The 20,669-nt window shown below is 41.1% G+C and carries 23 protein-coding genes and 1 tRNA gene; 8 read left to right on the top strand and 16 right to left on the bottom strand.

Features of this window, described 5'->3' with window-relative positions; translation table 11 throughout:
- Window positions 1-320 precede the first annotated feature (320 nt).
- Together CSH92_RS07625 and CSH92_RS07620 are read right to left on the bottom strand one after the other, a co-directional pair.
- Window positions 321-722, bottom strand: coding sequence for a hypothetical protein (locus CSH92_RS07625; protein WP_124916938.1), 402 nt, complete (start codon window positions 720-722; stop codon window positions 321-323).
- Between the two features lie 125 nt (window positions 723-847).
- The gene (locus CSH92_RS07620) at window positions 848-1,219 is read right to left on the bottom strand and encodes a hypothetical protein (RefSeq protein WP_100657019.1); all 372 of its coding nucleotides are present in this window, start codon (window positions 1,217-1,219) and stop codon (window positions 848-850) included.
- 613 nt (window positions 1,220-1,832) lie between these two features.
- Here CSH92_RS07620 and CSH92_RS07615 point away from each other — a divergent pair.
- Both CSH92_RS07615 and CSH92_RS07610 read left to right on the top strand, forming a co-directional pair.
- On the top strand, window positions 1,833-2,282 hold the full coding sequence (locus CSH92_RS07615; RefSeq protein WP_100657018.1) for a hypothetical protein: 450 nt from the start codon (window positions 1,833-1,835) through the stop codon (window positions 2,280-2,282).
- Window positions 2,275-2,739, top strand: a complete 465-nt coding sequence (locus CSH92_RS07610; protein ID WP_100657017.1) for a nuclear transport factor 2 family protein — start codon at window positions 2,275-2,277, stop codon at window positions 2,737-2,739. Before CSH92_RS07615 ends, CSH92_RS07610 begins: the two co-directional genes overlap by 8 nt.
- 363 nt (window positions 2,740-3,102) lie before the next feature.
- Here CSH92_RS07610 and CSH92_RS07605 read toward each other — a convergent pair whose 3' ends face one another.
- Both CSH92_RS07605 and CSH92_RS07600 read right to left on the bottom strand, forming a co-directional pair.
- Window positions 3,103-3,762 carry a DUF2306 domain-containing protein gene (locus CSH92_RS07605; RefSeq protein WP_100657016.1) on the bottom strand — a complete coding sequence of 220 codons (660 nt, stop codon included), beginning with the start codon at window positions 3,760-3,762 and terminating at the stop codon, window positions 3,103-3,105.
- Window positions 3,759-4,448: a hypothetical protein gene (locus CSH92_RS07600; RefSeq protein WP_100657015.1), complete on the bottom strand. Its 690-nt coding sequence runs from the start codon at window positions 4,446-4,448 to the stop codon at window positions 3,759-3,761. The genes CSH92_RS07605 and CSH92_RS07600 overlap by 4 nt, the downstream gene beginning before the upstream one ends.
- A 245-nt stretch (window positions 4,449-4,693) precedes the next feature.
- Between CSH92_RS07600 and CSH92_RS07595 the strand changes: the two genes are divergently transcribed.
- On the top strand, window positions 4,694-5,830 hold the full coding sequence (locus tag CSH92_RS07595; protein ID WP_164084687.1) for a helix-turn-helix transcriptional regulator: 1,137 nt from the start codon (window positions 4,694-4,696) through the stop codon (window positions 5,828-5,830).
- A 62-nt stretch (window positions 5,831-5,892) separates the two neighbouring features.
- On the opposite strand, the gene CSH92_RS07590 is transcribed toward CSH92_RS07595, so the two are convergent.
- A complete protein-coding gene (locus tag CSH92_RS07590) occupies window positions 5,893-6,555 on the bottom strand; it encodes a nucleoside/nucleotide kinase family protein (protein ID WP_100657013.1) in 663 nt (220 codons plus the stop codon).
- A 1,000-nt stretch (window positions 6,556-7,555) separates the two neighbouring features.
- On the opposite strand from CSH92_RS07590, the gene trpS reads away from it, so the two are divergent.
- Window positions 7,556-8,578: a tryptophan--tRNA ligase gene (trpS, locus tag CSH92_RS07580; RefSeq protein WP_100657011.1), complete on the top strand. Its 1,023-nt coding sequence runs from the start codon at window positions 7,556-7,558 to the stop codon at window positions 8,576-8,578.
- A 385-nt stretch (window positions 8,579-8,963) separates the two neighbouring features.
- On the opposite strand, the gene CSH92_RS07575 is transcribed toward trpS, so the two are convergent.
- Window positions 8,964-9,302 carry a DUF4156 domain-containing protein gene (locus tag CSH92_RS07575; RefSeq protein ID WP_164084686.1) on the bottom strand — a complete coding sequence of 113 codons (339 nt, stop codon included), beginning with the start codon at window positions 9,300-9,302 and terminating at the stop codon, window positions 8,964-8,966.
- 153 nt (window positions 9,303-9,455) lie between these two features.
- Here CSH92_RS07575 and CSH92_RS07570 point away from each other — a divergent pair, with 153 nt between their 5' ends.
- The 3 genes from CSH92_RS07570 (at window position 9,456) to CSH92_RS07560 (ending at window position 11,540) form a co-directional block, all read left to right on the top strand.
- Window positions 9,456-9,710, top strand: a complete 255-nt coding sequence (locus tag CSH92_RS07570) for a hypothetical protein (protein ID WP_100657009.1) — start codon at window positions 9,456-9,458, stop codon at window positions 9,708-9,710.
- A gap of 135 nt (window positions 9,711-9,845) precedes the next feature.
- Window positions 9,846-10,700: a hypothetical protein gene (locus CSH92_RS17165; protein ID WP_205662139.1), complete on the top strand. Its 855-nt coding sequence runs from the start codon at window positions 9,846-9,848 to the stop codon at window positions 10,698-10,700.
- Window positions 10,701-10,718: 18 nt separating this feature from the next.
- Window positions 10,719-11,540, top strand: a complete 822-nt coding sequence (locus tag CSH92_RS07560; RefSeq protein ID WP_124916937.1) for a hypothetical protein — start codon at window positions 10,719-10,721, stop codon at window positions 11,538-11,540.
- Between the two features lie 434 nt (window positions 11,541-11,974).
- On the opposite strand, the gene CSH92_RS07555 is transcribed toward CSH92_RS07560, so the two are convergent.
- The 8 genes from CSH92_RS07555 to CSH92_RS07515 all read right to left on the bottom strand — a co-directional run bounded on the left by CSH92_RS07555 (window position 11,975) and on the right by CSH92_RS07515 (window position 18,266).
- The gene (locus CSH92_RS07555; protein WP_100657007.1) at window positions 11,975-13,033 is read right to left on the bottom strand and encodes a hypothetical protein; all 1,059 of its coding nucleotides are present in this window, start codon (window positions 13,031-13,033) and stop codon (window positions 11,975-11,977) included.
- Window positions 13,034-13,043: 10 nt separating this feature from the next.
- Entirely contained in the window at window positions 13,044-13,322 is a 279-nt protein-coding gene (locus CSH92_RS07550) for a hypothetical protein (protein ID WP_100657006.1), read from the bottom strand.
- 323 nt (window positions 13,323-13,645) lie between these two features.
- Window positions 13,646-14,329 (bottom strand): DUF6998 domain-containing protein, encoded by a 684-nt coding sequence (locus CSH92_RS07545; RefSeq protein ID WP_100657005.1) that lies wholly within the window; start codon window positions 14,327-14,329, stop codon window positions 13,646-13,648.
- 25 nt (window positions 14,330-14,354) lie between these two features.
- Window positions 14,355-14,552 carry a hypothetical protein gene (locus CSH92_RS07540; protein ID WP_240612759.1) on the bottom strand — a complete coding sequence of 66 codons (198 nt, stop codon included), beginning with the start codon at window positions 14,550-14,552 and terminating at the stop codon, window positions 14,355-14,357.
- A gap of 847 nt (window positions 14,553-15,399) precedes the next feature.
- On the bottom strand, window positions 15,400-15,705 hold the full coding sequence (locus CSH92_RS07530; RefSeq protein WP_240612758.1) for a hypothetical protein: 306 nt from the start codon (window positions 15,703-15,705) through the stop codon (window positions 15,400-15,402).
- Between the two features lie 42 nt (window positions 15,706-15,747).
- Entirely contained in the window at window positions 15,748-16,089 is a 342-nt protein-coding gene (locus CSH92_RS07525) for a hypothetical protein (protein WP_100657002.1), read from the bottom strand.
- 77 nt (window positions 16,090-16,166) lie between these two features.
- Entirely contained in the window at window positions 16,167-17,078 is a 912-nt protein-coding gene (locus CSH92_RS07520; protein ID WP_100657001.1) for a metallophosphoesterase, read from the bottom strand.
- Between the two features lie 24 nt (window positions 17,079-17,102).
- A complete protein-coding gene (locus tag CSH92_RS07515) occupies window positions 17,103-18,266 on the bottom strand; it encodes a PDDEXK-like family protein (protein WP_164084685.1) in 1,164 nt (387 codons plus the stop codon).
- A 174-nt stretch (window positions 18,267-18,440) separates the two neighbouring features.
- On the opposite strand from CSH92_RS07515, the gene CSH92_RS07510 reads away from it, so the two are divergent.
- Window positions 18,441-18,527 (top strand) — tRNA-Leu (locus CSH92_RS07510).
- 64 nt (window positions 18,528-18,591) lie between these two features.
- Here CSH92_RS07510 and CSH92_RS07505 read toward each other — a convergent pair.
- On the bottom strand, window positions 18,592-19,824 hold the full coding sequence (locus tag CSH92_RS07505) for a hypothetical protein (protein ID WP_100656999.1): 1,233 nt from the start codon (window positions 19,822-19,824) through the stop codon (window positions 18,592-18,594).
- Complete coding sequence (locus tag CSH92_RS07500) at window positions 19,825-20,631, bottom strand: hypothetical protein (protein WP_100656998.1); 807 nt, start codon at window positions 20,629-20,631, stop codon at window positions 19,825-19,827.
- Window positions 20,632-20,669 lie beyond the last annotated feature (38 nt).

Raw genomic sequence — 20,669 nt, 5'->3', positions numbered from 1 at the left:
ACCTATGACTCGGCTCAACCAAGGCATCTAAACAGCACTTCATCTTGGGCCGCTTAATTTGTGACGGCCCCCCCGTGCTGATATGAAACACTAAATTCGGAGATAATCTATGAATAAAAAATAGGCAGGATTGGAAGAGTCTCAAGTTAGGATTTCAGCATATATCTCCCAGCACAAACTTTAATGTTTTCTTTCTCTGCGCAGTCCATAAATTGATTTCTTTGCCGATTGTCTTTAGGCAAGTCGTTACCGAATGCACAATCAAATTTTTTGATTGGCATATGACTTATCTAGGTTTGCATTGAAGTAAAATAATAACGTCATGGATTACGGTGTTTGCGGCTAGTCAAAAGACGTATAGTTGCGACTACACCAACCATGAGTCCAGTGACAAACAAAATCAGTTTTAATGCAGTGACCACGCTCTTTATTGTCACAACGTCATCATGGCCTCGAAGCAACAAAATTTGAATAACGCCTTCTAGTAAATCAACAGGAATGACCAAAATACTCGGTAGCATTAGCCAGTATCCATGCACTGGAAACGACCTGAGCGTTAGACCAATAAATAAAGCGCCGTAGGCAAATGGATAAGCAACATCCAGGGTTGCCGTCAACCAAATATGAACGTTTTTTTGCCGCTCAGTCATCGCATTAATATGCGCTAAGATCTCCGCTGGAATAAACATTTCATCAATGATTTGGAACTGTTCCACGTACATGACAACTCCAAAGGCGGCAGTCATTAATAGCGTTAACAGAAATAACGCTATTAAACACGTAGGCGCTCTTAGTCGATTGATCCAATACACGATATTCAAACTGCTATGAACCGGCTTTTCAGTCGTTAATAGTTAATATCATCTTGATTCGCCCATTCTTCCTGCAACGCTTGTTCCGATAATGTCATGCACAAGTCATTGACCGCTGTTTTCAGCTCAGAGACTGCTTGCTCTGATTTCAAACCCTGTATGATCTTATCCAATAGTATTTTCCCTGCGCTATTTGGTTCGTAGTACTGATACTGTGCCCACTCTTTCATCAACATTATGGCTTGTGGTTCAGTTTTTGTTTCAATCAAGATCTGGTGACTAGCATGGTGTTGATATGCTAATTCCTGCCAATGTTTGCACGTATCCTGTTTAGTCCATGTTATCGCTTGAACCTGACTTGCGAAGATAGTGACTAGTAAAACAGCGGCTCCAACTTTCTTTAGCATTTTGGCTTTTCCTTTGTTTAACAAAAAACCACATTAGCCTATCAGCTTCATTCAACCTCTCTTTGAATAAACGAGCTTTTATGGATGGATTAATGGGTCTAATTGATGGACCGCTTCATATTGTGAATGGACGCCATTAGCATTTGGCCTAAAGCTAATTCTCATATTTGATCGCTTCGTTCGTCAAGACTCCGGCGTTGCTCAACGTCTTACATGCAAGCCATCGTTTGTGCATGAGTGAACCCTCTCTTGTTGAGTAAGACGCAAGTATTCGAAAATGTCCGCTTTTTATCAAGCTACTGCTCACTAGCACTTGCACGTTTATTCAATAGGCTTTCAAAAATCTGAGGTAATGTTAAAAAAAGAGTTTGTTATGAAAAATTTTATTCTATTTTTATGTGCAGTCGCGATTTTGCTGAGCAGGTGTCACAATGCGATTGCCCACGGTCATGATGGATATAAGGGCTTTACAACAACGAACGGCCACATGATTCACTTAACGACATGACACCGATTGAGTATAGAAATGCGGCCTAGATATTCTACGAAGTAACTGTGTTAGATATGGGGTATTTACACTCAAGCACACTTAAGATGACAAAAAGAAAATTCAATGAAAAAGAAATTCGCCTTCTCGCTTTACTTAATGAATGCGCTCGCTATGTTGGCAATCGGATGGGCTTATCAGTTTAGTCATGAATTCATGCCGTATCACGCCGAAGTAATTGGGACTCAATGGATTGATCTGACGGACGTGCAGCAGATTTTATATATCGGCATGATGCGAACCGAAGCAGCAGGCTTTCTTGCCACCAGCACAGCTTTGCTAATACTGTTATTCATACCTTTCAGGCAAGAACAGCCATGGTCAATCTCCGCAATGACCGTGATTGGATTGGTCGAATATTTACCGTCAGCGATAGCAACATTTAATGTTTACAAGGCTACTGGGGCGTCAACCCCCTGGTTGGCTCTCATAGTTGGCATGTTCACTCTGTTACTTGCGTGGTTATTGGCAAATGCAGATTTTAAAACTACAAAAGAGCGTATAAATAGTGATTAAATACAAACTTCCGTACTTAATGGTGTTTTCTCTTATTGCGTTTAACACCTTCTCAAAAAGTAATGAAACGCAAATCGAGCATGAAGTGCTAGCAGCATTTGATCAGCTGGTAACTGCTTCCAAAAATTTGGACGCTAAGCATTACTTTAAGCTCATTGACACAGAGAAATTTGTTGGCTTAGACAGTGATGGTACTAATTGGAACTCAATTGAAGATCTAAAACCTCTTATCACTATAGGTTTTAGCGCTATCAAAACGATTTCTTCATTAGAATTCACCAATATAAAAGTGTCTGTAATCGATAGTCAAACAGCCATTCTTGTAAACGAATTTACCCAATCATTTACTCTACAAAATGATCAATCGATGACTATCAGTGGTGGCGGTGCTCAAGTCTGGCATAAAAAGAATGGGTCTTGGAAAATAGTAAGTATTTCAGCAGGTATTAAACATTAACACTCCCTAAACCAGATAAACGGCGAAAATATAAAAACGTTAAAATCTATTAGATACAAAAAAGTCCCAGCAATTACTGAAGCCTTCAAGGTGATAGCGGTAGCAGGATTTGTGCATAGATTTTACATGCTCAGACTTGACCTAACAGTTACCCATTTTTTACGGGTGATACGGTCAGATCAAGTCGAGCCGATTCATCTTAAATGATCCACTGCAATCTGTAGTTCCTTAATGGGACTCACCTTAACACTACTAGTTTCTTGCTTCACTTTCCTTCCATCAACAGAATGTTTAATTAATAGAAAAAATAGAAACGTAGCTAGTCCGAAGCAGATACGATTAGTAATAGTGTAAAAGTTCAAACTACTTCCTTTCTAATATTTGAGAATATTGAAATCGATAAAATGAAGTGATTACAAAAACCGTTACAATTGGTGCTAAAAGAATTGGAACAGTGCGAAAAGCGTCTGGGAGCACATGATTGTTACCAAGGAAAAAAACAATCGTCGCTATAAGCATCGACGCCCCAATTCGCGTCAGGTGCCTTTTGAATTGTGATGCTTTTTCATGAATACCGCTCATCAATTGCTTTATATCCCCATACACAAAGAATCCTGTGCATAAACCTATAAACGCATAAGCTTCGTAAGGCGGTTCGGTACTCGGGTATGGCCAATTTAAGCTTATCCCAAGAGCAGAAAGTGCAAAGCAAGTTAAGCAAAGCAATGCACTACAAGTGACTTCTAATCTGGCTCTAACCGTTGTATGCAAAAGGTTTTGCTTTATTGCTAACCAACCAGTCACCACCAAATACAAAGATAAAGCAGACAGTAGGAATGTAAATTGGAGTTCTCGAACATAAGATAGATAAAAGCCGCTCAAACATAGGATTACCATAGCGATTACGTAAATAAGACCCGCAAATTTATGTATGCCGCTACCTTTTTTAGCAAACAAAGAGGTGAACCCTGCAACAACCGAACAAGTACCGACGAGAAAATGCAGCAACGCAACGATACTCATAGTTTAATCTCGTTCTTATGTCGAAACATGGCAATTCCCATCAGAATAAACCAGATTATTTGACATAAACCGAAAGCTTCCTTGAGGCTGGGAAGAGATAGATAGAGCGTGCCAATTCCAAGCATACCAACTAGACATCCAAAAAAATTAACTCCCTTGCTAAGTTGGTTTGTTCTCAGTGCGAAAACACTCAAAAATAGCACCCATAAACCTCCTACAAGTTCGATACCCCCACCCAGTCCATTTACAACGGTTGTTTGTATATAGAACAGCGTTTCAGAATGAGGGTTTCCTTGAGAAAACAATTCAATCATCGTATTCATCCCTACCAGAGCAAGCATTCCTGAGCACATCATAAGGACTACCCAAATCAAGCCAAATGCACTAGCAAGATTAAGCATATGCGACGACGATTTAATTAAGTAGGCATGTGTCGCCTGAACGGCAACGAGCAGGAGTCCCCCAAAAATTAGATAGCCGAGTACATAGGCAAGACTGAGCAAATTTTGTTGTGAGGCAATGTACGCTATTTTGTCACTGATATCAGATGCATGTGGAATAGATAATAAAATGCCAAAAATAAGAAACATACCGATATAGCAGATCGGCATCGCAAAATAAGCGATAGCACCGCAGCGCACCAGTGTATTCAATGCCTTTGTGTTTTGACTCTTATCTCTATTCATTTTGACTTATTTCCCAAGGTTAACTGATTTAAAAACGGGTAAATACTACGATGGGAAATACCCAAAATCGTCTTACCCATGCATCTCGTACAGTTTTCAAATATAAACAAGGGAAACACTTGTAAATGTGGTGTTTAGCTCATTTAACCGTGAAGCGAAGCAATAATTCTGTATTAGATATCTTTCTGCGACAGTTTTTTACCGAGCTATGCTATCGTTTACGGCATTTTTCAGGAGTTTTGCAAATGACGGATATTGTTGTTTCATCCTTTGCAGTATCAGTGGCGCTTTTCGCTTTGCTGATGAATAAACTGCAATCACCATCACAATCCAGTACTCCATTTTGTTTGCTTTTAATCTGCTTACTGGTGATTGGGTTAGGACCATTGTTATTTGAGCTTACACCGTCTTTTATTCAATTCTACGTAAGCATTTTGCCTTTATTGTTTTTCTCTCTTTTTCCATGTTTATGGCTTTATCAAGATTCTCTGATATCACAAGAGAAATGGAAATGGCGAAAAGCTATGATGTGGCATTGCATACCACTTCCTTTTATGACGATACTTGGTTTAGCAATCTTTCTTTTACCTAAAGCAACATTTGAACAAATGTTTTTTACTGAGCAATCAGAAGATGTGCTTGTCATAAATATTCTATCGTTCGCGTTTCTACTATCTTTTCTTGTCTGGTGCACGCTGAGCTGCGTCTATGTTGAAAGGATGCTAAGACGAACCATTCGGCTACGTAAAAGACTTAAAGATGTATACTCTCAAGATGAGAATAGAAACCTAATCTGGCTCTCATGGGTATCATTATTATTAGTAGTAACGTGGGCAGTCGCACTACTGGTCTTGACGTTTGACTCTCATTTGAGTAACTCGACAACAGCGGAGACAGGAGTGCTAGCGTTGTTTGCCGCTCTGGTTTGGTTGATTTGTCTGAATGGCCTTCGTCAGCGTCCCTGTTTTGAAGCGATAAACCAAGAAACAACACCTCCTTCATTTGTTAGGCAGAAGAAAAACTATGAACGCTCAGCTTTGAAAACAGCGGATTTGGCAAGAATCGCAGATAAAATATACATATCAATTCAAAATGACAGAATATATCTGAACCCCGATATCAACCTCGCAGTGTTGGCGAGCCACCTAAGTGAGCCACCACAATACGTTACCCAAACGTTATCTCAACAACTTGATACATCGTTCTTTGATTTGATCAATAATGCCAGAATTGATCACGCAAAATGCTTACTAATTGAAACAAAAAACTCCGTTTTGGATATTGCCCTAGCAACCGGGTTTAACTCCCGTTCTTCTTTTTACAGGGCGTTCAAACAGTTTGAAGGTTTAACTCCAAGCGAATACCGGAACCGCGAAAAGTAACTATACAATTTTCCTTCGAAAGATTAACAGCATGCCTTATCTACTCTATGGTTATTCAACTTCTATTGTCTTTCTTTTGCGCGTTCCCTGCCTTTTTTGTTACTTTTCGACTTAATGTAAGCCTCAACGATATCAAATCCTGGTGTCTTTGCGTGGTTCACCAAGTCGGCTTTCTCCAAATCATGGCAGTAATTGGCAATATCCATTGGAGAAGTTGCTTGTACGAAACTAACACCTCTATGACCACCTAATCGCAACGATTCGAAGTATTCACGTTGCGGCTCAATCAAGCGCAAGTGCATTTCAAAATTACTTCGCTTTCGCCTCTTATCGTTTTCTTTCCTTGCTCGTAATTCATCTAAACCAATATGCAATAAAACATATGCATCAGGGAAATCTAATTGGCCTTGTAGAAATGCTTTGGAGTAAAAATCCAAAACTTCATTCACAGGTTGAAAATTTAGATCATCAAAAATCCAGTTATACCAAATCGGTTGTAAGTGATCCCCATCCAGAATGGCTACTTTTCCAGATTGAGATTCATTTTTTGCTAACTCCCAACGTTTAATTTGCATCTCAAAATACCAATCAACTGATTCATTAGATGACCGTTCAAATAGCTCGTTTACTTCTGGAACACGGACATATCCGTATTCCTTTTCCATAAAATCAGCAGCTGTGCTCTTACCGATACCGCTAGCTCCTTCAAGACATATTATTGCCATTTAGCTTCCTTTGACCTTTGCAATGAACTGAGCACTCTAACCATTTTTCTGATTCCCTTTACCAAAGGGCCTGCAACAGAGGTATCCACTGAAATTCCGCAGGCTCTTTAAATATTAAAGGTCGTTTTTAAAAACAATGGATATTTCAATTGCGTGCTAATCTGAATACGCTATCAAGTTTCAAGTTAGGCACCACAGTGTCCAACACAAAATTGGGGTTATCAGCTTTTATCTTTGCGCTTAATTTTGAAACGAGCATATAGCTCGCTTCTGAGAACATCACAGTCAAAAAGCCCATAAAAATTAGAAAAATGAACGTACCTTCAGTCATTCAGAATACTCACCACTATTCATTTAAAAAGACTAGCAAAATATTCTCGACTTTCCCAAGAGGAAGAGCATCAAATATGGAACTTCTAAACCTAGAGAAACAGCAAGTAAAATTGCAATTACAGTAAATGTTACAAACTAATCACAACATACGCCAAGCTCACATATAAATTTAGGACTGTGACTGTCTGTAGAATTACTTTTTGGCACAAAAAGCCCTAAGCTCGCGTTGGGCAAGTATCCCGACGGTCAAACTGAACAATAATAAACGATTTTAAAAAGTAGTGGGCACGTTTTGGGCTCCGCGTGCCCAAAACGTGAAAAACCTAAAAAAAGTCTCGAGGATTTCTGACACGAAAAGCCCTATAAATCAGGACATTATCTGAAGGCGCGGAACGACAAGTCACTAGTATTGACGAAACGTCTATAAGTGTTGTGTTTATCATGAATTTCTTTCTTTGCGAACTACGCTTGAGTGTAGTTGAGTTTCTAAATGATTGTTGTTAGATTGCTGGGATGAAATATATTTTAACGCATACACTTTTCTTCTGGTGGCGCTCTAAATAGAGCGGCACTGAATTTTTACATTCTTAAGCTGCTGGAAGGTAGCTAAGATTGTAATTTCTTTTGTATCTCCAGTAGCAATCCGTTTTACCTAGGAGATATGTCCATGAGTACAAAACAAACTACTGATAAAAAAGAAATTATTTTAACCGGTGATAGAGCTACAGGCGCGTTACATCTAGGTCATTATGTCGGGTCCTTAAAGCAGCGAGTTGCTTTACAGGCAATTCATGAGCAAACTATTCTTGTTGCTGACATGCAAGGTCTTACTGATAATGCTCATAATCCAAAAAAAGTGTCATCCAACATTCTAAATGTCGTTGCAGATTACCTAGCTGTAGGCATTGAGCCATCTAAAACAACCATTTGCCTTCAATCACAGCTACCAGCCCTTGCTGAATTGACTATGTATTATAGCAACCTTGTTACAATTAGTCGGCTAGAACGAAACCCAACAGTCAAAAGTGAAATTCAAAACAAAGGATTTGAACGATCTATCCCGGCTGGCTTTTTAACATACCCAATATCTCAAGCCGCTGACATAACTGGCTTCAACGCAACATTGGTACCTGTAGGGGATGACCAACTACCAATGCTTGAGCAAACTAATGAGATAGTGAGAAAGCTTAACTCATTAGCAGGGCGTATCGTCTTGAATGAATGTAGGCCTTTATTAAGTAATACATCACGTTTGCCTAGTGTGGATGGGAAAAATAAGATGTCTAAGTCTATGGGCAACGCCATTAATCTTGGAGCTACCGAAAAAGAGATATCCGATGCGATCAAATCAATGTATACCGACCCCAATCACCTGAGAGTCGAAGATCCTGGCAGTACTGAAGGAAATGTTGTGTTTACCTATCTTGATGCTTTTCATCCAAATGAGGACTATATCAGCCAATTAAAAGAGCACTATCGACGTGGAGGTCTTGGAGACGGTAAAACGAAAAAAATACTGGAAGAGTGTCTGCAGGACATGCTCCGTCCAATAAGAGAGAAAAGAACAGAGTTTTTACACGATAAAGCTCAACTGATTGATATATTAGTCGAAGGAAGTCAAATCTCTAGAGATAAAACAGAAAAAGTACTTTTCGACGTTAAAGATATTTTTGGGCTCAATATTCTCTGAATAACGTGTTTTAAACAGCCAGCTTCGAGAAGGTAAAACGGCTGAACCTCTTGAAGCTGTTTTTCACTATTCGAGATACTTTAAATTTAATTCATTTATACCACACATTCCTGTATCTCGACAGGAAACGAACCACTGGTTTTATGCATATTATCGTAAAGGCGGGAAAGCATTTGGTTGATACTTTTTTGTGTGCCCAATAAGGGGCTTGAGCCATCTTTGGGCATTCCATCACAATGGGCAAGGTAAAACTTTAATGCTTCCTCTAAGGCAATACATTCTGAAACATCAAACGATAAATCAACTAGTCATATTTTTACCCAAGTTGTATACGTGACCATATGGCTATCTCATAAATACACACGAAAGACACTCCACTACTTAATCAACACTTGTACGCATTTCCAATCACGGTAGAGTTTGTAACATCAAACGATAAGTCAGATTCAGTATTAACAGATTCAACTAAATGGACGTGAGTAGCGCCCAGTTTAAACGCTTCGTTACGCATCTCATTGCGAGCACCTAACATTTTGTTTTTGGTTGAAGTTACATCGTCTGTCCACCAATTTCCTTGCGAGCCTATGACTTCGCCAACAAATTCGCAGTTCCCTTCTGGCGCTTCAGTTACAACTTTAATTGTTTCAGCACCAGGCAACATTTCTTTAGCCGCGCACCCGGATAAAACAATAACCGCCGCACTCATCCATAACTTCATTTTCATATTTTTGCTCACAATAAAATCGCTTACACAAAACAGTACCATATCTCATTTAAAGAACATCGACAAAATAAAGCCCCCCCTGTGGAATCTTGAGCTCTAATTCTATTGTCATCCTTTTGAACGTTTAAAATTCAGCAATAGGATGGGGAAAATATGCGTATTACTTGCAAATCAGACATAAACAATTCAGTGGTCGACGCTCCTAGCTTGGAGTCTTTACTGATTGAATCGCTCAAGCGCTGCAATGTCCCACAAGACGCGATAAACACGGCTTATGTGATACACAACCGGAGCGCAAATAGCGCGTGTATCTGCAACGTTGCCATCGAATTCAAACCTGAAGAAGAATTATCACCGGCCAAATCACTTGAGCGGTTGGCGACACGACACGTCGGTTCAATGCTATAGGGTGAATTGGCTTAGAAGTCATTGCCGCGGGTCAAAATGTTTCTATTAATGCAATATATTTACATATTTGGATTGCTTTAATTTGAATGATGATCTAACCTATGCATGTAAAATAATTGCACAGATAGATTTAACATGAAGCACGAAGACATTACTCCAGAATTGTACGAGGACGTTAGCCATCGGATAGTCCGGTTCTTAGAAGATAAGGTGAATATTTACGGCAGCATTGGTGGCGGGCATATATCTCTGGGTGAGACAGCTGAAGATGAAATGATCCGATTTTTGCAGCGCATGTATGCGTTTGGGGTTCAAGGGATGCTCATAGAAGGAAACTTATTACCCGGCGATTTTCATGAAATCGTCGACCTGCAAAAATTGGAAAAAATCACAATATCATTAGCCGATGATAATGATCCGATAGCGCTTATCAGTAAAGCGGCGTTTGGACGACTTCGATTGTGCTTTCACGATGAATTACCACTAGGTGAAATTTACGAGATGGACGAGGAGTTTGAGGACTTGGCGCTATTTTACAAATCAGACATGGCAATTGAAGAGCTAGCGGCGTTGTCGAATATGAATATCCGCTCGGTTAAAAACGACATGATGAAAGCGCCGGAAGATAAATGCTACAAAAATAGTCACGGTGAATACTACGTTGATATCGAATATGCGAAAAAGTGGCTACGTTCCAGGATTGATTTTAAGCCAACCAAAAACTGTTCTGCTCATAACCTCAGTAACGGTGAGTTTATCCTAGTCCCTGTGGCGAGTGATGGTACGCACTTCGGTCCCGCGTGTGAATATAAACGTGGCGGCTATACGGTGGGTGAAAAAGGCGACGAAATCAAAGTGGAAAGCTTTGACGAAGCGCTGGACTATTTACAGGCTATGCCTCTCGCAAAATGGCGACGTCCAAATGCATCGGGTAATTTTGGCATCGTCAGTGCGGTTGATTGGAAACGCATCAATCGAAGTGAACTTTAAGCTTTAATGAAAATGACCATGCACGAGTCAATCGCAAAGGCAAAAGTTAAAGGTATCTTTAGACAGGCTGGAAAACACCACGACGCGCTTGATAAGTACGCTGACCAACAGTTAGCGCGCGGGGAGTGTCTGGAGGGCCGTAAACAAATTGAACGCTTCGTAGAGTACTTTTTGAAGGGAAATAAGGCAGTAGAAATTGGCTACTGGCGCAACAAAAAATCAAGTTCATGGCACCAGACTCATGTTCAAATGCATTTTTGCCCTAAAACGTTTGATTTTGATGAGCTTGGCATGCTCTACCCGATATTTATCAATATTCTAGATACCCGGGGCCTGAACAAAGGCAACGATAATGGGTTTAGAACACTTTATTCGCGGGTCTGTGTGCATGACCATTTCATGATCCGCCTAATGCAACGCGTTGATAAAAAAGATTCGGATGCTCTGATAAAAAGCATTGCGTATTTAGTATTTGGACTCAGCTTAGTGTTAGGTAACAACATAGAGACGTATCTGGTTGGCGGTGATGGCGAAAACACTGTTGATGATAAATTCGTTTTCAAGCTATTAGCAGCGTCAGGGTATGTGTTGGTTGTCACGTTTCACCGGCGTGATTTTGTGTTTGTGCTTAACACCGTGTTAATGGAAGAGCGCTTCACTGATAACCAACGTAAGCTTTATCAGGGGCTTTTCGATGACATGAGAGAAAGTAAGAAGCAATCTTGTATATACTGCGAACTTACCGATAAACTGATTGATATCAGCGAGTTAGAATCAACATTCAGTCGATCCAATGATTTGCTTCGCCTGTCACAAGGATTGTTTGACGATAGAGACTAACCGCCCGATAAGCGTCGAGATCTCGAAAGATAATTAACTTAGTTTCACTGGTAAGGATGCTGATCAAGCGGTTCGTCAATACGCGTCTGCAGTTGCGTTTCACGAAGTGATACTTATGCGCAACCCGATCTAAGCAAAAAGAAATGCAGAGGCGATTGCTTGGATCATAGCAGCGTGTTTAATTTCCAAAATCGAGCATTAAGAACCTCTTACAAGGATAACGGTTCGCTCTGAAGCACTCGCTATTTACATAGATGTTCAACTCAAATTATGTACTGCAACGTTGAAAATCACAGTCGTCGCACTGCACACAGTAATCATTGATATACCATCTGCCCGCTTCCTTGCAGTTGGGACATAGATCACCAATTTCCGACATAGGAGTTCCTTGATGTAAAAAAGTGCCAGTGGTGAGCCACCGGCATCAAAGCAGCTTAATGCAGTTTAAATGATTGGCCGATGAACAAGCTTACCGTACTGCCTTCACCGCCACTTTCATAGTCTACGCGAACGCCTCCATTCAACCCACCCTCTTTGGCACCATACAGATAAACGGGGAATGCGACAGAATGCTCATCATCGTCAAAGTCATAGGTTACATCTGGTGCAAATCCAACATCTCGACCAAAAAAATCTAATGTAAAGCGAGCACCGAGTTTGAGATTTTTGTTCTTGGTGCTAGTGGGGCTCGTTTGCTGCGCTTCTAAGCACTGCACGAATGTGGCATCATCAGCGGCAATGGGACAGCGGGTCACTGCACTGGCTGCTGAGTAATTTTGCTGATACTGAAGCGTAGCAATTAGCGAATACTGCGTCGGTTTTATGTAAGTCGCGCTTACACTTATGCCATAGGGATTTTCAGTCGCTTCCTTAGTGGTGAGTGCGTCGCCGGTAAAGTGTGTAAACTCCTCGCGACCATAGCTAAGGGACCCGCCAAAGAACCATATTGGACTTAACACTTCATCTTTGAAGCGCTGGATGATTGCTAGGTCGTTGGCGGATAATTGGGTGCTATCTAAGTCGTCTAAGAGATCGCCAATTTCACCTTTGCTATTGCATTCATCAGCCTCTTTTAGGTCAAATGCTTTAGGGTTTTTACGGCAAATGTCCTCTACATCAAGCGAATTAAACTCAAGACGCGTGAATTTTGCATAACTATAACTGAGCGTGAGTGTTGTTGAATTCGCAAAGGCGTCAGTTTCACTGTCGTAAAACGTGGTCACGCCGTCACTGTCTAAAGGCGCGGCGAGGCTGATAGCAAAGTTATTGAGCCCGGTAACCGGGGCATACTTAAAACTGACTTGCTTCTTATCGCTACCAGTGACAAGTGCCCACCCTGTTTCATAGGACTCAGTATCAGCAGGTTGAGGTGGTGTCACTTCATCGGCGGCAATCCGTGGGGTCTTATTAGCAAAGTCTGCAACTGTTTCATTGGCAAAGACAGTAGAACTAAGCACCATGGCCAAGGCAATGGAGAGAGTCATTTTTTTCATTGAGAAGTCCTTATCCTGTGGTTCTGACTACAAAGTGATCTAGATTGTCATCAAGGGTTTGTTCACCCGTCGGGTATACTGCCGAACTGGCACCTGTCACCTTGATTTTGTATTTAGTACCTTCAGGGCCAGTTACAGCGATGGCTGTTCTGTAGGTCTTTCCTGTTTCTGCCTCATACGAATGTGAGAGCGACCTGTCTGTGCGAGCAATGGTATTGTTTTGATCATTCCTGGTTTCAAATGAGCCAGATAGCGCTGGGTTTGAAAGAGCAATAGTGATGCGGGGCATTGAACATTCCTTTTCGTTGATTCCTTTTTATAGCTGACTACTTTTTAAGCAATGTGTCAACCTTAAAGCGCTTGCAGATACTAATTCAAGGTTGACTCTGACTTCAATTCAGCTACACAGCCCTGATAGCTACTGCTGAAGTTGTGTGGCTGCAAATCTAACTGCTCTTCGTGCATACGCTTTACTGAGTTATCCCTAGCCTCAATGATTGACCCGGTTCGATTTAACTTGAATAGCTACTGATTTACTAGACACCCTCAGTTAGATAAACTAACTTAAATGGCTGCTTAAATTGTCTTCAGAGAACTTGCACCCTAACCGTATCAATCTCCATTTTCGCTCTGATCAAGAGCCTTAATAATTGTTGATCCTAATTGCCGAGTATTGAAAAGATTTCCGTTTGCGTTAGTTATTGGGATTGAAAGTGCCTCTGCAATGAGTCGCAAGTGCGGCTTGACAGGTGATTGAACGCAACCATTCATGACTACTTCTATAGAGCCGTTTTCCAGCTCAGATATAACATACTCATTCCAAACTACTCTTTTTACCTCTTTGAGTTCTCGCTTGACGGTAACTGACTTAGTCAGCTTACTTAGAGCTAGTTTATAATTTGAATCTGGATTAGGTTGATTCATGAGCGGCATTGCTGCATCAACGCTACCATCAAACAATGTCTCGATCTGCATATCTTCGATGTTAATTCTAAAAATCATGATACGGTCAACTTGGTCCAAAGTCCTTGGGTTAAATGAAACCTGGCCATTTGAGCCTGCACGCCCTGTTGTCTTTACGGAAATTCTCTCTCCATTTGCGCTGACCACATCATATCCATTTTGATTGACTTCTAGTGCCATCTGCCCATTGGTTAATAGTGCAGCGTATAACTCTCCTATTCGCCCACTAAGGTGAGTAAGTTCTGTTACTGGCACGCCCCATCCAAGCTCTCTATCAAGCCATGACATAGCTTCCCCAAGAGACTGGATAATTTGGACTTGTGTTAATGCCATAATAACAACCTATTGCGGTGGAAGTTTAACCAAAGCGATGCTGTAAATAAGCGTCGCGTTTCGATTCTGAATCAAACTCTATAACCATAACTAGTTCAACCGCATCATCATCGATAAAATCCGTCAACGTAGATTCATCAAGAACCACAAGATACTTTCCACCTAATATCCCAGTATATACAGCACCACCTTCAAAAGATTTATAGCGATTGGTTTCTGTCATTACTTTTAGTATTTCTCGGGATGACATCTATTTTGTAGCCTATATCTCGGTCCTATTTACTCAGTATATGCATCAACAACGAGTCTTTTATATGTTTTTAGGCCAAATGTAGGAGTATTAGACAACTTAGTTAATATCCTCGTATGTTTACTGTCAGAATTTGAGGAAAAAGTTCATTCATCAGTTCAATGCTTCAAGAGCTGAATTTCAAGAGTCTGTATCTTTGACTCAAAATGACAGACTCAATTTGAGTAATTAAAAGAACTCACAGCAACACTTATTTGACATATAAACTACTTCTAATTTCTGTTACCGTCAGCGCTTCCGCAAAAACCAACTTATCCCACTTAAAATTCTCGCATACCGATTTGATATCATCATTTAACAGTGGATCGATGTTATAAATAATACGTTTCGCCCATTGTTCGAATTCTGAGAGATCTTGATCTGAAGCTGTCGCATCATATGATAGGTTAGCATTTGCTGAGCAATATGATGATCAGTCCACAATACATCAGCGGTGTATTGAGACCACACAGCAGGTTTAGCTGTTGCGTTATTAAGTTTTTTGAACATATCGTAATTCCGACATTAGACTAAAAAATGTCGTCCTTACTAACGGCGTGATTTAAGCGTATTTCGCCAGAGTAAGGACGGTTTGTAATGGGTATGTGTGTGTACGATACATTCGAGCACCTCCTTACAAATGATGTGATGAGTGAAAAACAGCCGATACATTAAAGCCTAGCCAAACTCCTATCAATGCGTGACGTATTAAGAGGACCTCTTAGGGGGCACGTTAGCTCCTAACCGGTGTTATGTTCAATGGCCTTCTCATCCTTTTGATTTACCGCGGCTTTCGCTCAACCGCAAGGATGTCAAAATACGCATCGGGGTCGGTTGCTTTCAGTTCGGTCAGTGCCGCCTTGCGGGCCTGCCGCGCTGCCACACTTTCACCGAATACGGCCTGATGCTCTGTCTCTATCATTTCATTGAGTTGATCGGCTGAAGTCAGTCCCAACAACCGCGCTGCATGCAGGAGTCCTTCGGCGCGATATTTGAGCTTGTCATCCGGCTTACCGGCTTTAGTTCGCTCGAAACTTTTTCGAACTTCATTTTGGCAGAAAACAAGGTAGTCGTCGGGTGTCATCATGGCTTCTTTACTTTAACGAAAGTGTTGAACGAAAAATCACGATTACTCGGATGTGATTTGAACAGATCCTTTAATGAACGTCTCACGATACGGCGCCTTTGTATCCCATAGTTCACCGTACCAAAGGCCACGTTGTCCATCGAAAATAAAGACGCGATGCTGCTTCTTCAGATTCAATGTCAGGGTATCTTCGTGTTCGGGCGTATAGGAAAAATCAAAAGGGCCGCCCGGACGGTTAAGCTGAGTTTCAAGCGCATGAACCGAACTGAGCTCTTCGTCTGACGGCATCTCAAAGCTCCCCATGACGATCGGGTACTTATCGATATCGCTGCGCTTTCGCGACAGCGTCCAATACGGCTTTGTTGTATCTACCTGCACGTGCATAGCTTCAAGGCTCCATCAAACTGACACATGATTTTCTCCTTTTGATTGGATTGTCGAACACGTCTCCACGCGCCCCTTCATGCCCACACCAGCTTTGACGGCTCAAGCGTAGCCTCGCCATCAAATCTATAGCCCACCATGTGACCATCGGCTTTCACTACCGACCAATCGAGACAGGCAACGGACGGTGACAACAGTTTTGGCGTACCCCGCATCCAATAATGGCCAAAAAAGACCGGCTTTTCAGGGGGCGAACATTCCAATACAGACGTCGGCAGCGGGATTTCAGGTAATAAGTGAGGCTCAGGAACAGATACTGCCGTTGACTGATAGGTGGCGTTTTCATCCACCTGCCACCAAGCAAGACGCATTTTATTGCGGGTAACATGGGCCGTATCTTTAAAGGTATGCCCATCTGGCAAGGGTATCTCAGGCCCTTTGAGGCAGTATTCTATCGCCTCATAGAGTTCGTGAGACGTATCGTTTGCTTGTTGCCACTGGTGCGGATGCAGCGTCAGTTCATTGCTTAAATTCGTCTTTAAGTAACCAATGTTTTTCTTATCCCACGCTGCATGAATGCAGCAAAATGCTTCATGCTCGAACATCAATGGTAATGTCTTGAACCAATCAATGGTTTCGTTATACCAAGCGCTTTCTGGGTCTGCTTGCTCAAGAAATTGCCTATGCTGGTGATAATTTTTTTCTGTGTGCGGACGTAAGTAATTACCTTCATTGTCTTCGAGCGCCCATGACACTGCGTTGAATTCATGGTTTCCCATCAACACTATTGCATTTCCAGACAGCGCCATCGGCTTTAAAATATCTGTGACCTCACGCTGTTGTGGGCCACGATCTACGAGATCACCGACGGAGATGAGCGTCCGCTCAGGGTGCGACCACACTTCGCCTGACTTCGAATAGCCTAGCTTTCTAAGCAGCTGAACCAATTTATCTGCGTGCCCGTGGATATCACCAATAATGTCGAACATAAGATCCCTTTCCTTTATTAATTCTTATGCCTTAATGGCTTCTGCGATCGCTCGTTCAACCTCAGAAATAAAGTCCTTTTCCCTAGCTAGATGGAGCTCAATATCGTCCTTTAACACGTCCAACTCTTCATACTTCTCGCTGTTTACATTGATGCGCCAATTATGATTATGTATCGTTGCCCACTGCTTCCCTCTGGGCTCCTTTGCGCCTTTTATTGTTTGTAGCGCAGTGATGAGCTTCGTTCTTATCGCTTGCTCACCCGGTGATACCACGCACTTTAAGCTGACCTTCCCATCATAAAATCGGATTTCAAACAAAAAGGACTCGCTTTGCTTCCAACCGACCTCAGAGCTTTTAGGAAGTAAATTATCTAGCGCTTTTGTAGTAAAACGACAGTAACCTTTATTTTGCGTTCCTAACACATATCCGGCTTGCTTGACTGCGGCACCAAAAGTAGCGCCAATTTCAGAGGAACGGTCTGGCTTATTTTCAAAAATAAAATCCAATGCATCTTTATGGTTTTTATAGATTTCTTGAGCGATAGAAATCGCTTCATCTTCTTGCATGACATGCCTCCTAAGGACATCTACATAATCCTTAATATAAGTCGTGATCTTTTCAGATAACGAGTGCCCATAGGTATCTAGAATAATATTGAGGATCCGCACAATCGACGCATACCCGTAGGTAACATATAGGTCTCGATCATAATCTTGCTCTGGAGATTCACCGTAAGGCGTAAGAAATACAAATGCGTGATACTTACCTGAAAAATCTTTATCAATAGTGTCCGAGTATCGGCTAAGCTGATTAGAGTGTTCTTTTGACCATAATTTATTTTCAATCACGACAACAAAGTCTGAGGTTTCAAGTAACAAGTCGATGTTTTTATATTCTCTATGAACGACTAATTTGTCGGTCTCTATACTATCTACGCGAAATTCGTTTATCCATGGCACTCGACTGTCACTGAAAACATCTTTCAAAAACCATTTAAGAAAAGAGTCTCGAAGATTGTGGCTTTGGTTAGGGTTAAGCACCCAGGCTAAAAAATTAGAGTGACGGATCTCAGTATGAGCAATCCTCAAAATTTCGAAAATATTTGGTTTGGATATGGTTAGGTCAAGACGTTCCAAAGCCGGGTCTTTTATTAAGCTGCTTAATTTACTTACGATTTCTGAACTCAAAAAGATATCCTTTTTCGATTCGGTCAGTGATAACCAGTTTACTGGTTTAGTTAATATTACTTAATCTAAACAGTGACAGTTTACTTTTTATTTTGTTAAAAGCTTTCCTAAACGATATTGACTTTTAAAGCGATAAAATAATTCTAATCAAATCAATACTTTGCTGACACCAAAGCCAGAGTGGCGGAATTGGTAGACGCAGCGGATTCAAAATCCGCCGCCCGCGAGGGTGTGCCGGTTCAAGTCCGGCCTCTGGTACCATCCATCTATTCTTTGCACACATTAAACCGACCTTTGAGTCGGTTTTTTTGTGCGTAATTTCTAGTTACTCATTTCCAATCTGGGCTAGTATGCTCCATATGAAAAGTGGAAAGCTATTCGCTTCATAGGCCATCCCCGGTAATTCAACTTCTTCTTCATTATTTGAAGCATATTTTTCACTCAACGCTATTTGGTACATTTCGTTTAAGAAGCCTGTGAGATAACTTTTTAGCAGGTGCACCGTTACTGAATCAGTAAACTGATGTTTTACCACATGCCATAGAGGCATGGACAACCGGGCATTGAAACTAAGGCCAACACTGTTCTGAGTCGCTTCATTGAAAGCTTCTCTTACCTCTCGTAAAAGGTTGTCTGTAAATTTTGTACTCAAGTTTTGAACCCAGGAATCTAAATTGCTTCCTGCCATTTGAGACGTAAGTTCATGTACTAAAGCATCCCTGACTTGCGTTTCGTAAATGTTTTCAGCCAACGGATCGAGAACTGCTACGTATATTGCGTTGGGGTTGGGAAAAACCTTAGAGAGTTCTCCCCATTTCTGTGTGGCATAAACTAATGCGTGGTAACCTTTCGTCTCCAACCGCTGCGCAATGTGTGAAGATATGGCGTTAAGTGCGTCAATCGTGTACCTGGGGAGGTCACCTCCGTTGTCTAAATCATTATCTATCCATCCGTCAATTATGGGAAATTCAATAGCCACTGAAAGCATGTTCTCATCTATGAACAAATCATTGGTATAAAATTTATAGTAATGCTGTTCTGGAAGGTAAGGAGTTAAAGTAAGGTTATTTCCGTCGAAATCAGGAATTAGCACAAGAATATTTCTTTGATGAAAAATCACCTCTTGTGCGTAAGCATCTCGTATAGTCCTACTTTGCATCGGAGCTATCAAGATGCAGTCAATCAGTTCTTTATTGAGGTCAGGAAACAGATAAGAAAAGTAACTAGTGTAGGCCAAGAGCTCTGTAAAGCTTTGCCTTTCTGCATTTCTACCTACCTTAAGTTCAATTATCGCTATTCCTCCTGATTCGTATAATCCAAATAAGTCGACTCTAGTTGGGAAAGCATTATTTTTATTTAGCCTAAGTTCTCTCGCCTGTATCTCCAATTCCTTCAGTGAAGAAATCATCGCAAATATTCTTTTTTCAACTTTCTTTTGAACATTTCCCGCCAAAGATTTTTCATAGAATGATTTCTTAACTGTAGAAATACATTTATACAGATCTGTTCGATGCCTATCGTAAATGTAATCTCGTAAATCACTCTCTTTAATTTGCATTTAAAAAACCCCAAGCACTCTGGCTATCACCCCCGATATTACTGCCAGCATAACAAACAAGGACCAGATCCAATGTTCCTTTATGTATTCGATTATTGCTTTAGGATGAGCGCCATATTTATCCATCCATGAAGCATTTGTTTCGAGAGAACCATCTGCTAATCGTTCTACAATATTTGAGATACAATCAACCTTCCTAAGCGTTGACTGGTGTAGCTTAACGTACTCACCATTATCAAAAGCAGCGGCTTCTTCTTTACCGGTCAAGGCACCAGTGTCTGTCATATGATTGAGCTTTATTAGCTCATGAAATCGACCTGCTTCACCATGCCCAACATATTGACGACCATATAACCCCACCAGAGCTCTAGCCAAATCAAACTTCTTATCATCGGGCACGACAAAAGGCTCGCCGCCCAAAACCTGAAATCGATGTTCAATGGCAGAAAAGCCATAATTACCGTCACGCATGTTCCAGTGAATAAAGTTAAAGGTTTGGCGATATTTAAGATATTCATAAAAATCTGCCAGCATCTCCTTTTCTAGCTGGTCATATTGCGTCGGGATATCCGCAATTTCTATGCCTCGACGTTCCGCTATTTTGTGAATAGAAAAGCTCTCAGTTTGAGCTGTCTTTAGATTTCTTAAGGCTATTGAAGTGACACGAGGAGTCCTGCCGTCCTTGATATCATAGAAAGACTCGCAGGAGTAATGTATCAGGAAAACATGTTCAGCTCTTTCGACTAGTCTTTCTAGCTCTTTCTTAGTTTCTGAACGTTTTTTCAATCGCTTTATTTCAGATGACATAAGTATTCCCTGAACTGAGTTCCGTTGACCAATTTATC

Origin of the sequence: Neoalteromonas flava (assembly GCF_002807685.1) — a bacterium.
Lineage (GTDB): Bacteria > Pseudomonadota > Gammaproteobacteria > Enterobacterales > Alteromonadaceae > Alteromonas_E > Alteromonas_E flava.
The sequence above is the reverse complement of the archived record's forward strand: the minus strand, read 5'-3'. Positions and strand labels throughout refer to the sequence as shown.